This window comes from Streptomyces sp. NPDC016677 (assembly GCF_055562815.1).
In genome coordinates this window covers 20,019-33,179 of the sequence record NZ_JBVHEO010000012.1, presented here as the reverse complement: position 1 = coordinate 33,179, position 13,161 = coordinate 20,019, and the positions used below count along the sequence as shown (strand labels likewise).

Sequence of the window (13,161 nt, the reverse complement as noted above, 5' to 3'; positions counted from 1 at the left end):
GCAGCCGCTCCCCGGGGGCCGGGGTCCAGGTCCGCCGGGGTGCGGGGTCGGCGGTGCGGGGGACGCGCAGGGCGGTGCCGGCGGTGTCCGTACGGGACTCGAAGTCGAGCGTGCTGCGCAGCCGCCCGGCCGCGTCCTGTTCCAGGACGAGGTCCTCGGGGGCGACGAGGGTGGCGCGGACCGGCACGGGTTCGGCGGTGACCGGGGCCGGGGGGTGCTGTCCGGTGCCGGTCACCGGCTCGGCGGTGAGGTGGAAGGCGACCGGGCCGTCGAACTCGGCGAGCCACAGCGATCCGCCGCCGAAGGCACCGGCCGCGGAGAATCCGCCGGTCTCGTCCACCGACCGGCTCCAGCTCACCTTCGGCGCCAATGTGCCGCTGAGCTGTCCGACCGCGTCGTCCGCCGTGTCGGTGAGGTCGCCGAGCTTGATGCCGAGGCCGGCGGTGACCTTCCAGCGGCGGAGCACGGAGCTGAGCAGGTCGAAGGAGGCGCCGTGGACGATCTCGGTCTGTCCGGGGCGGGAGCGCTGGTGGGTGAAGGCGGCCGGGTCCAGGCTCGCGCGGACGGTGATCCGCAGCCGCTCGTCGCCCGTCCCCGTCCGGGCCGGACGGGTCAGTTCGACGGTGTGGCCCTGCCCGGTCAGCAGGTGGGCGCGCCGGGCGAGGGCCGCCGGGGCGAGGGCGGCGGCCAGCGCCAGGTGGTTGCCGACGTGGTGGGGCAGCGTGACCCGCTCGCGGGCGGCGGGCGCGGTGCCGGGCGGGGTGTCCCGCCAGGGCGTACGGGAGGCCAGGTAGCCGGGGAAGCGGTCGTGGACCAGGGTGAGCGCCCGGTCCAGGAGCCGGGCGGCGCCGGCCGCGTCCACGGCGCCGACGCGGCTGGTGGGCGCCAGCCACTCGCCCGTCGTCGAGGGCAGCCGCAGTACCCGGCCGGGGGCGGTGCGGGCGAGTGCCTCGGGGTCGCGGGCGGCGAGGTGCCCGGTGCCGGCGGGCGCGGACCGCTGACCGGTGAGCCGGGCGGTGTCCGGTGCCGCCGGTGCGCCGAGCCGCCGCGCGTCGGCGGTGAGCATGCGGACCCGGGCGGTGATCCACGCGGTCCGGCCGGGGCGGCCGCTCAGCGTGCCGGTCTCCAGCCGTACGTCGAACTCGACGACGGAGGTGGGTTCGTCGGTGTGCCGCAGCCGGCGCGCCTCCAGGTGGTCCGCCTGCTGTCCGGGCCGGGTGTACTGCACCGACCGCCCGTAGGTGACCCCGGGCAGCGGCACGCGGGACGGCACGCCCAAGGCGGAGGCGACCATCGAGACGGCCGACCCGGTGCCGGTGGTGGACGCGTCGGACTGGACGAGGGAGGCGCCCACCGCGCCGGAGCGGACGTCCTCGATGTCGATCCGGGCCAGTTCATCGGCGTCCGGGACCGGCCGCGGGTTGTGGAAGGAGGCGGTGACCCGTACGGCGTCGGCGCGTCCGTCGGCGTACCCGAGCGGGGCCGAGTGGTGGCCGCCGCCGGCCGCGTCGTGCAGGCCGGACAGCAGGGACCGGGCCGTGGCGAAGGCGTCCAGCACCGGGAAGGCGGCCGTCGACGGGTCCGCCGCCGCGGGGCCGGCCGCGGCGAACACGGCGGCGCGGTAGGCGGCGGCACCGGTGACCGAGTCCACCCAGGACACGTCCGGCACGGTGACCGCCGGCCCGACGTGGGCGGGGACGGCCGGGGCGACGGTGGCGTCCAGGTTCTGGTCCGCGGGGGTCGCGCGCAGGCCGGCGGTGCCGGGCGCGGGTTCGCCGGACAGGCCGGCCCACAGCGCGGAGGTGGCGTGGCGGACGGCGCCGGCGGCCGGCAGGGCACGCACGGCCCGGCGGGGGTGGGCGGAGGTCAGGGCGCCTTCGAGGACGGTCCGGTGGCGCGCGGTCTCCTGCCCGGGGCGCCGTACCTCGATGTCGACGCCCACGTCGTGCAGGAACTGGACGGTCCGGGGCGCGGCGGCCGGGCGGATGGTGCGGGTGCTGCCGAGGGTGCTGGAGGCGTTCAGGGCGGAGGTCCGGGCGAACCCGGTGAACAGCCCCTGCACCGCGGAGCTGACCTGGGCGAACGGCGGGACCAGGGAGAGCGCCTGGGAGACCGGCTGGGGCAGGCCGACACGCGGGGTGTGGTCGACGGTGCGGTCGGCGGAGACGCTCTCCCGCCACTCCCTGACCTGTGCCGCGGACGGCGTACGGCTGTCGCGGCCCGCGGCGGCGCCGGTGTCCGTGGCGGTGACCGGCTCGCCGCGCGGGTCGGTGAGCTGGGTCCAGTCGCCGAGGCGGAGCCGGACCGTGGCGGTGACCTGCTCGCCGGCGGGGCGCAGGACCAGCGTGCGCCGGTCGGCGAGCGCCTCCCGCAGGTCGTCCTCCAGGTCGGTGGCGGCGAAGTAGGCGTCCAGGTCCTGCCCGGCGGGGGTGCGCAGCCGCTCGGGGAGCAGGGCGAGGACGCCGTCGCGGACGGCCGCCGCCAGCCGGTCGTCGACGGGCGTGAGCCGTTCCGTGCCCGCGCCGCCCCGCAGATCCCGCGCCACCGCGTACGCGGGCGGCGCGAACACCCGGTCGGCGTCCCGCCGGTCGCGGACCTGCTCGGGCGTCTCGTCCGCCCGCGTACGGCGGTCCGCGCCGTCCGTGTCCGTCCCCCGGACCGCCGGCGGGGCGAGCGCGGCGGCCGTGTGGAGCACGCTGTCGAGGAGGGGGTCGGGGGTGCGCCGGCGGGGCTCCAGCGGGTCCTCGTCCGGGTCCAGCTCCCGGCCGTCCGCGAGCCGGTGGCGGAGGGGAGCGCTGAGAGCGAACGCGTCCGCGTCGACGGCCGGGGCGGAGGTCCGCGTCCGGAAGCCCTCGAACACGGGCTCGCGCTCCCCCGGCCGCGCGCTGCGCCAGCCGACCGTGCCGTCGAGGGGCACGAGGCCGAGGGTGTCCGGGAGGGGCAGCACCCGGCCCGTGGGCCCGGTGACCGGCAGCCCCAGCTCGTCCGCGAGCCGCTGGACGTACGCGGGCTGCCCGAGGGCCGTCGACCGCGCGGTGTAGCAGACGACCGTGACGACGGAGGCGTCCGCGGGCGCGGTGCGCCGGAACGCGCGGAAGCTCGCCCGGCGCCGGAGCAGCGCCGCCATCTGGTCGGCGGCGAGCCGGACCTGCCGCCCCTCCCTGGTCGTCAGCACCGCGTGGGGCGCGTCCTCGGCGCCGTGGTGCAGCAGGAAGTGCCGAGGGCCCCGCCGCCCGGCCCAGGGGGTGGCGGCGGTGCGTCCGTCGTCCTCGGGGCGGCCCGACACCACCCGGTAACCGGCGTGGGCGGGGACGGCCGTCAGGGCCGCTTCGTGCGCCGCGAACTCCGCGTCGGACAGCGAGACATGCCCGGTCGTACGGCTGTCAGGGCCGGCCAGCGGGGTGAGCAGCAGGGAGCGGTGGTGGAGCGTCTCGCCGTCCACGGTACGGACGTAGTTCTCGGGTCCGCTCTCGTCCCGGTCGGCGACCGGGGTGCGCGGGACCTCCTCCGAGGGGTCCACCAGGATCCACTGGCCCTGTGGGGCGAGGGTGTCCGGCCGGGCCTCGGCCGTGATCGCGAGGTCGCCGAACGGGGTTTCGGCGAGGGTGACCCGGCCGGTGTGCGTGTACACCGGCGTGCCCGCCCGGTCGGCCACCGTCCGGGCCAGGTCGAGCCCGTGACGGGCGCCGTGGTCGGCGACCAGCCACACCGGGCCCTCGTTGAAGCGGTGGCGGGCGACCAGGTCGGCGAAGGCGGGCAGCGTCAGCCGTACCGGCCGCCCCTGCCGGCGGAGGACGACGGCGGGCGCCCGCTTTGGCGGCGCCCCGGGGTCGTACGCGAAGCGCCAGACGGACCGGGGCTCCTCCCCCCGCACCCGCCCGGGCCCCTGGACGGAGTCCGGGAGGAGGTCGTAGCCGGTGAGCCGGCCGGCACCGTCGAGCAGCGGCCGGCCGTCCAGGTCGTGCGGGGAGAGCACGTCGGCGGGGTGGGTGACGGCCCAGTCGACGGGGCCGGTCCGGCGCGCGCGGGCCGCGTCGAGGGCGGTGGTGAACGCGTCGGTGGTGTACGCCTCCTGGGCGGACCAGGAGGCGGCGAGCGGCTGCGGGGCCCACAGTGCGCGGTAGGCGGCGAGGAAGTCCTCGCGGAAGTCGCCGGCCGGCCGGTGGCCGTCGGGGTCGTCGGTCTCCCGGGTGTCCTGGCCCCCGCTCAGGGCGTCGAAGACGCGGGCGGCGCCGCGCAGAGCCGGGCCGACGCCGGCCTCGAAGGCGAAGTGGGCCGGGAGCGCCCGGGTCTCCTCGACGAGGACGGCGTCCCAGCGGCGCAGGGCTCCGGTGGTGTCGCCGAGGGTGGGCGGACCGGCGGTGAACAGGGTGTCGAAGGCGGCCAGCAGCCGTTCGTCCAGGCCCGCGCGGGCCCGGGCGGCGTCCGCGTCGCTCAGCGCGCGGTCGCCGTGCTCGTCCCTCCAGTGCCTCAGCCGCTCGTCGAAGAGCCGGCCGGAGACGGCCTCGACCCGGTCGCGGGCGTGCCGCCGGGTGAGCCAGGCGTGCAGCCGGCCGGGGTCGGTGAGGTCGGTGTACGCGGCGCGCAGGCGTTCCGGCCGGGCCGCGCCCACCGGGGCCGCGGCGTCGGTGGTGTCGCTGGCGTCGGTGGCGTCGGTGGCGTCGGTGGCGAGCACCGAGTCGAGACGCTGGTGCACACCGGCGGTGACGGCGGCGGACAGTTCCTCGACGAACTCCGCGTTCGGGTGCGCGGTGTCCACCGCGAGACGGGAGAGGAGGGCCTCGCCGGCCCCTCCCCCGGACTCGGACCAGAAGGTGACGGCCGCCTCGACGGCCTCCTGAGCGCGGCGGACCGCCGTCTCGCGCAGCGCCTGCTCCGCCAGCCGGCCGGGCAGCCGGGACACCAGCGCGTCGACGTGGTCCGCCCAGGACCGCGCCGGGGCGGTCCGGCCGTCCGTCACCGCTCCGGCCGCGCCGTCCGCGCCGTCCGCCGGCGGGAAGAACCGGTGGAACGCGTCGCGCAGTTCGTCCCGTACGGACTCCAGCAGGCGGGCCCGGCCCGGTGCGGAGACGACGGTGTCCACGGCGTCGAGCGCGGTGAGCAGGCGGCGCTGGTCCGGTGCGAGGTGGTCCGCCAGGGACGCCGCCGTCTCGTCGAGCCGGGTACGCAGCCGTTCCGTCTCGGCGTGGAACCGGGCGTGCCGGTCGAGTTCGGCGGGCACCCGCGTGAGCAGGGAGCGCAGTTCGCGGCCGGCCCGCCGCAGCGCGTCGTTCGCGCCCTCGCGCAGGTCGAGTCCCGCGAAGGTGTCGCGCAGCGCCGTGTCCCAGCGCCGGTGGAAGGCGGCGGCCGTCTCCTCGTAGACCGCGTCGGCCAGTTCCCGGGTCAACCGGAACGGCGGTCGGCCGGCGGCGTCCGTCCGGGCGGACGCGGCGTCGGTGCTGCGCCGGGCCCACTGGTCGAAGACCCGGTCGAAGGCGGCCTGGCCGTGGTCGGCCCCCACTTCGCGCGCGGCGGCCACGGTGAAGGCGTCCCGCAGGGTCTGTTCCGCCGGGCGTTCGCCGGTGGTCTCCGCGTCGGTGATCCGGCCGTGGGTGCCGCGCACCCGGTCGTGGACCGCGGCGAGCTGGTCCGGGGTGAGCGAGGGTGCCGCCTCGGCCGCCCACCGGAGGAACGCCTCGTCGGTCGCCTCGTCGGCGGGCACCTCGGCGGCGGGCGCCGGCCCGGCGGGCGCCGACGCGTCGGCGCCCGGTTCGGCGGGTATCCGGGTCAGAAGCTCGGTGTAGCGGGCGTACAGGTCCCGTTGGGCGTTCTCCCAGGCCGCGACCCGCCAGTCCGCCGCGTCGGCGTGCGCGGGGGGCGCGACGAGGCCGGCCGTCCGCCCGGAGACGACGCCGTCGACGTACGCGCCGCGCAGCCCGGCGATGTGGGTGCGGGCCCAGTCGGCGGTGGCCGCGTGGGTCAGGGCCACCGTGCCCGCCGTCTCCTCGTGCAGCGCCTGGAAGGCCCGCTCGGCCCGGTGGCGGGCCTCGGCCACCCGGCGCAGGGCCTCGGCCTGGGCGTCGTACTGGTGCAGCGCTTCGGTGGCGGCTTCTGGTCCGTACCGTTCGAGCCGGTCGGTCAGCGGCTGGACGAGGGTCCGGTGCCGCCGCTCGTGCCAGGCGGTGAGGTCCGCGCTCCACGTCCGGTCGGCCCGGGTGGCGGTGCGCTCGGCCAGCCACTGTTCCCGCTCGACCGCGGCGGGGGTGCGCCGCTGGAGGTACCGGGCCGTCTGCCGGGCGTCCTCGTCGAGCAGGGCGAGCGCCTCCCGGCGGGCGTCGGCGTCCTGGAGCGCCGTGGCGCGGGCGTACTCGGCGGCGTACCGTGCGCGCTCCGCGTCGAGCCGGCGGGCGTACCAGTGGCGTTCCGGCGCGTTCCACCGGGCGTGGCCGTCGGCGAGGTCCACGCGGCGGCCGTCGGGGCCGGTGGTGCGCAGCGCGCCGTCGTAGGCCGCGCGTGCCCGGCGGTCGGTCTCCCAGGCCCGGTGGGCCTCGGCGTAGCGGTCCTGGAACTCGCGGACCAGGCCGGCCGTCGCCGCCGCGCCGGCCGTCGCGTCGTGGAACCGGTCGGCGAGCGCCACGGCCGCCGGGGTCGCGGCGAAAGCCGGGGTGTCCCGGCCCTCGGGCAGGACCGTGGCGACCTCGGTGTCGAAGACGAGCCGGGTCTGCGCGCGGGCGGCCAGGTCCTCGCGTACCGCCTCCAGACGCGCGGGAAGCTCCGCCAGGGCCCGGGCCCGGCCGGGGGTCAGCTCGGCCGGGCCGGCGGCGCGGTCCTGGGTCCAGGCGTCCGCGAACGCCTCCCGGACGGCGGTGACCCGGTCGGCCGCCTCGGGGGAACGCAGGGCGGGGTGGTCGGCGAGGCGGGTGGTGAACTCGCCGTAGGCGCGGTCCCGGGCCTGGACGGTGCCGCGCAGATCCGCCGACGTCCCGGTGGCGGCGGACGGTTGGGGCACCGCGGTGGCGGGCGGTTGCTCCGGGCGGGCCGCCGTCTGGAGTTCCTGGAGCTGTACGTGCCCCGGTCCGTCATCGGGCAGGGGGCGGCCCGCCTCCTCGAAGGGGGTGCGGCTGATCTCCAGGCGGGCGAGGTCCAGGGTCCAGGACGGTGCGCGCTCCCAGGCCGCGTACTCCTCGTCACGCCGCCGGGTCCGTCCGGCCAGGTCCTGCCAGCGGTCCCGGGCCGTGCCGGTGAGCGCGTCACGGGCCGCCGCCTCCTGCTCCGGGGAGGCGTTGCGGGCGGCGGCGTCCCACTCGCGGGAGAACCACGACCGCAGCTCCCCCAGTTCCCGCTGGTACTCCTGGAGCACACGCGGCGAGCGGACCTGCCCGGCCGGGATCTCGGCCCGTCCGGCGAGTTCCTCCAGGGCGGCGCTCTTGCCGAGGAAGCCCTGGAAGTTGGCGGCGACCTGGGCCCGCCAGGCGCGGTTCTCCTGCCGGGCCGTGTCCCGGGCCGCATCGGCGCGCTGCCGCCCGGCCGCGTCGAACGGCCGGTCCGTCTCCTCGCGCAGCGCCTCCCCTTCGGAGCGGACGGTCTCACGGAAGGCGTCGCCGTGCTCCCGTTCCCGCTCCAGCCAGAGGCGTACGTCCCGTTCGGAGGGGCCGTACAGGTCGTGGTAGCGGCCGGTCCAGTCCTGCCGGAAGTCGTCGGCCAGCCGGTCGTACGTCTCCTCCGCGACGTCGAAGCGGCGGGCGGCGCGTCCGGTCAGCTCGCCGCGGTGGGTGGTGAGGCCGTGGAACCGCTCACCGCCCTCGCGCAGCGCGCGTTCCATGCCGTACTCGAGCTGGAGCCGGTCGGTGAGCGAGCGGCGGGCGAGGGGGACGTAGTCCCGGAAGAAGACGGTCTCGCCGTCCGCGACCCGCTCCCGCGTCCAGGTTCCGTCGCCGTCCCGGCCGGCCAGTTCGCCGAAGACCCGGGTGACGTCCTCGCGCAGTCCCTCGCGCGCACGCTGTACGGCGGGCCCCTCGGCGTCCAGCCGCTCGATCATCAACTCCGCCTCGGTGAGGGCGCGTTGCAGGCCCACCTGGAAGTCGAGCCGGGACGGCAGCTCCGTCACCAGCCGGTGCTGGGCCTGCCGCAGGTGGAAGGTGTAGGCCCGCCAGTCCTCCGGGGACAACTCCCAGGGCCGCTGCCCGGCCAGGAACTTCTCGCCCTCGGCGGTCAGGTCCGCGCGGTGGGCGGTGATCACCGCGTCGGTGTCGACGGCGCCGGTCTCCCCGGGGTCGTGTCCGGTGGAGCGTGCCCAGTCGGCGCGGGCCGCCTCGACCTCGCCGGGGACCGCCGCCCGCAGGTCCTCCGCCACGGCGGTGGCGCGCAGCCGGGCGGTCCAGCGCCCGTGCGCGTCGGCCAGACGGGCCTCGACGGCGTCGCGGTGTTCCAGCCACTCGTCGTAGGAGGCCCGGCGGGTGAGCCGGTTCTCGTCGCCGGGCAGGGTGCGGGTCAGCTCGTCGAACTCGGCGCGGAAGTCCTCGCGGGCCCGCTCGACCCAGGTGGGGGGAGCGTCCTCCGCGTCCCCGGCCCGGCGGACCGCCGGCCGTTCCACCCGGGCGGCGTCCACGGCCCGCAGGAAGATGTCATCGGCGGCGGCCTCCAGCTCCACGCGGGCGCGCAGGCCCCGGTCCAGCTCGCCGATCCCGGTGGCGAACCGGTCGCGCAGCCGGTCCATCGGCAGCGGTTCGTGGGCGTCGCCCTCCTCGGCCCGCACCCGTTCGGCGGCCCGGTACACCTCCGCCGTGGCGTCCCTCACGTACGCCTCGCGGGCCCGCGCCCGTACGTCGTCCGGCAGGTGTGCCCAGGTGCCCTCGCCGTCGCCCGTCTCCTGCCGCCGCCGCAGCGCCGCGGCCTCGGACTCCTCGCTCCTGCCGCCTCGCGCGCCGTCGGTGTCCGGCGTGCCCCCGGCGTCCTGCCCGTTCTTGGCGGCCTGCGCCGCCCTGACGTCCCCCAGGGCGGTCAGGCCGGTCCCGGCCAGGCGGTCGAAGTGCTGCCCGGCGGTGTCGTGCGCCAGGCGCGCGGCGGCCGTGATCTCGAAGTCGTCACGGAGTCCGGCGGACAGCCGGTCGAACCGCGAGAAGAACTCCGAGCGGGCGATGTCGCCGCGCAGGTACGCCTCGAAGTCGGGCCGCCACCGCTGTTCGAAGTAGTCCTCGGTCTCCCGGCGCCAGACCTCCCGGGCGTCCCGCACGGCCGGGTCGGGCGCCTCGTCGTCGGCGAACCGCAGCCCGGCGCTCTCCCGCTCCGGGTGGTTCGTCAGGTGCGGGGCGGTCCGCCCCCTGTCGCCCGGCGGTACACCGGCGTCCGGCCGGGGGAAGACGGGTTCGGGACCGGCCAGGTGGGCGGCGAACGCCTCCCGGACCCGCCGGTGCGCCGCGTCCTCGACCTCGAACCGGAGGCGGTGGCCGGTGACGACGCTTTCCTGGGCCTCCCGCCAACGTCCCGCGAGCGCCGGATCGTCGCCGCGGAAGACGTACGGTCCGGCCGCCCGGTCGGCGGCCGGCCGCACACCGGTGTCCGTGTCACCGGCCGGGCCCGGCGGGTCCTCGCCCGCGCGACCGTCCCGGGCGGCACCCTCGTCGGCGGCGCCGGAACGCGCGGAGCCGTCCGGCGACCGCGGGGCGGACGCGGTGCCCTCCGGCGCGCCGTCGGGGGCGGGCCGGCCGGACGCCTCCGTGGCTTCCGGTGTCCGGGCGGCGGCCGGTGGGCCCCCCGCGACGCGGTCGGCCGGGTCAGGTGCCTCCGCCGGCCGGACGACCGGAGCGGTGGCCTCCGCGGGCCGGCCGGCCGGGGCAGGGGTTTCGGTGCGGGGCGGGGCGGGGGTTCCGGTGCGGGGGCCTGCGGCGGCTTGGGGGCGCGTTGCGGCGGGAGTTTCGGTACGGGAGCCGGTTGAGGTTTCGGTGCGGGGGCCTGTCGGGGTTTCGGTGCGGGGGCCTGCTGAGCTTTCGGTGCGGGACGCCGCCGGAACCTCCGTACGCGACCCGACCGGGGTTTCGACACGTGACCCCGCCGAGGTTTCGACACGTGGCCCCGCCGAGGTTTCGACACGTGGCCCCGCCGGAGTTTCGGCGCGTGGCCCCGTCTGGGTTTCGGCGCGTGCCGCAGTCGGCACCTCGGCCCGCGCCCTCTCAGTCACGCCCGGCCGGCCGGACCCGGGCTCGGTACGTGGCGCCGCAGGAGCCTCCGGGCCCGGCCGGGGGCCGGGCCCGGTGGTGTCGCCGGCACGGGACGGGACCGGCCCCGCGTTCACCTCGCCCGCGCCCGGCCGTCCGGTGCCGGAGGCGCCGCCGTCCGCCCGCGCCGGTGCCGGCGCGCCGTCCCGCACCGCCGGGCCCGTGCCGGTGGCGGGGTGGACCGAGGTCTCTGTACGGCCACCGGAATCGGGGATCGCGGACGCGTCCGTACGGCCTCCCCCGCCCGGCGCCGTCGTGCTCTCCGTGCGGACGACGGGCGTCGGACCCGCCTCACCCACGCCGGGACGCACGGGCGCCGGGGTGGAGGCAGGACGTGGCGGGGCGGCATGAGTGGTCGCCGTGGGGTCCTGGCGGGCGGGGGCCGGCGTCAGGTCGGCACGGCCGGGAGCCGACGCCGCGTCCGGCCGGCCGACGGCCGGCGCCACCTCCGTACGGCCCGCGGGAACCGGTGCGCCGATGGCCGGGGCGCCGTCCGGGCCGGTGCCGCCGGGAACCGTCGAGTCGGTCCGCCCGGGCGTGACCGGCGCCAAGGACTCCGCCGTCCTGCCCGCGGCAGCGGTCGGCGACGGAGCGGGCGGACCGCTGGCGCCGGCGTCCTCACCGGCTCCCGGGCCGGCGCTCCGCACGGACGCCGCCACCGGGGTCCCGTCCGGGCCGGTGCCGCCGGGCACCGTGTCCGCGTCACGAACCGGCAAGGGCGTCGAACCCGGCGCGTCGGGGCCGACGTCCCCGGCCGGAACGGAATCCGTCCCGCTCCCGGGACCTCCCGCCTCACCGGCCCTCACCGGAACAGGAACTGCCCCGTCCCCGGAACCGGTCGGCCTGGCCGGCGCGGGATCCGGTGCGGAAGTCACCGGCGCGGCGGTCCCGTCGGGACGTGCCGTCACCGGTGCGGCGGTCCCCTCAGGAGGCACCGCCACCGGCACACCCGTCCCCTCAGGACGCCCCACCACCGGTGCGGTGGACGGCGTGATGCCGTGCGCCCCGGCCGACCGGGGCGGCGCCCCGGAACCCTCCGGCTCCCCCGCGCCGGTTCGCGGTCCGCTTCCGGCGCCGTTCCCGGCCGCGGCGGTGGTCGGCGGTACCGTCTCCGGGGCTCCGGCGGCGCCCGCCCCGGTGCCCGTCCGGACCGTGACGCCCTCCCGGGAAGCCGCCTCCGGGCCCCCGCCGACACCCGACCCGGCACCCGCCCGGACCGCGCCACCCCCCGACGACACCGCCTCAGAACCCCCGCCAACACCCGACCCGACACCCGCCCGGACCGCGCCACCCCCCGACGACACCGCCTCAGAACCCCCGCCAACACCCGACCCGGCACTCGTCCGGGCCGCGCCACCCCCCGGGCCTCCCGCGGCCTGCGCCGGTTCGAAGCCCGGCAGCCCCGTCCGCGTCGGCCCGGTACCCGCCGCCGTCCCCTCGTCCCGGAGGGCCGGACCACGCCCCGCCGCCCCGGCGGATGCCGTCTCGCCGTCAGGCGTGCCCGCACCGGTCCGCGTCCCGTTCGCCCTGCCGGAGGCCGTGCCCGTTCCCCCCGGTGCGCCGGAGGCGGACGCGGCGGCCCCCGCCGAATCCCTCCCCGGCGCACCGGACCCGCCGCTCACCGCCGGCCCGGTGCCACCCGCCGGCCCGCCCGCGCCGCCCTCGTCCCCGGTGCCCTTCCCCGGGGACACCACCAGCGGATCCGTGACCGACCCGGCCCTCTGGCCACCCGGACCAGTGAAGTCCGCTTCCCCCGGGAGGGACTTCACCAGGTCCGCCACCCCGGCGGCCGGATCGTCCGCGCCCGGCCGGCGCCCTCCGCCGAAGCCCGGCGCGCCGAGCGCGGCACCCGCCGCGCCGCCGAGGAAGGCCAGCTCCGGATCGACCGCCCCGCCGGTCGCCGCGCCGGCGCCCACGCCGCCGATCACACCCGCCGTACCGCCGATCACCGCCCGGCCGAGCAGCGTGTCGGACGTGCGCGGCGCCACCACCCGGCCCAGGCCGGACAGCGCGCCGAAGGCGGCGCCGCCGATGGCGCCGCCGACCGCCATGTCGGAGATGGCCTTGGGGTCGAGCTTCTTGCGGTGTCCCTGGAGGATCTCGATGCCCTGGAGCAGCGTCTCCAGGCCCGCCATGACACCGGTGCCCACCGCCGCCGACATCAGCAGGCGCTTCATGATCGTCATGATGATCTGGCGTACGCCCGTGATGAGCGCGGGGACGGCGGCGAGGCCGAACAGCGAGTTCATCAGGAAGGCGAGTTCGACCAGCATCCAGGACAGCATCGCGATGACGAGGTTGGTGGCGTGCTCGACCTGGAGGGCGAAGTCGTCGCTCATCGTCTCCAGGTTGGCCGCGGCCTGCGCCAGCGCCGGCAGCGTGCTGTTGAGCTGCCGCATGTAGTCGCCGAAGGCCTCCGCGGGCTGCCCGTCGACGTGCCCCTGCACCTGGGCGTTGACGGCGTTGATCTCCCCGACCATGCCGGCGACCTCACGGCCCAGTTCGGCCCAGATCTGCCCCTGGCGGCGCAGCCCCTCGGGGTCCGCCTCCGGCAGTTCGGTCCCGGTGAGGTAGGCCGCCCACCGCAGTGACTCGGGTACCTCGGCCACTAGCGGCGGCCCCCGCCCGTCGAGGTGCCCCCCTCGCCGATGGCGGAGTTGAGGCGCGAGGTCGTGCGGGTGGCCCCCGTTTCGGCGGCCTCGAAGAGGGAGGCCATCTTCGACAGCCCGGTCCGTGCCTCGGTCAGCGCCCTGCCGACCCCCGTCACCCCCTCGATGACGAGCTGGGCGGACGGGTCGTGCTTGCCTTTGAACTGCCGGCCGAACTTGTCGTCGCCCGCGGGGTCGCCGAGAGCGTTCAGTTGGCGTCCGACGCCCTCGGCGAGCACCCGCAGCCGCTCGGCGACGGGCTGGAGGGCTGCGGCGGCCCGTTCGAGGCCGTCGGTGTCGACGCGCAGGTTCTCCGGCAC

Annotated in this window: 2 protein-coding genes (1 of these 2 cut by a window edge); both read right to left on the bottom strand. The window is 78.1% G+C overall.

The window, feature by feature from the left end; genetic code table 11:
* On the bottom strand, positions 1 to 12,802 hold the start of the coding sequence (locus ACZ3IG_RS26665) for a scabin-related ADP-ribosyltransferase (RefSeq protein WP_467435202.1). It extends 23,042 nt beyond the left edge of the window; the window shows 12,802 of its 35,844 coding nt (coding positions 1-12,802); it begins with the start codon at positions 12,800 to 12,802; its stop codon lies off the left edge, out of view.
* On the bottom strand, positions 12,802 to 13,161 hold the full coding sequence (locus ACZ3IG_RS26660; protein WP_467435201.1) for a hypothetical protein: 360 nt from the start codon (positions 13,159 to 13,161) through the stop codon (positions 12,802 to 12,804). Before ACZ3IG_RS26660 ends, ACZ3IG_RS26665 begins: the two co-directional genes overlap by 1 nt.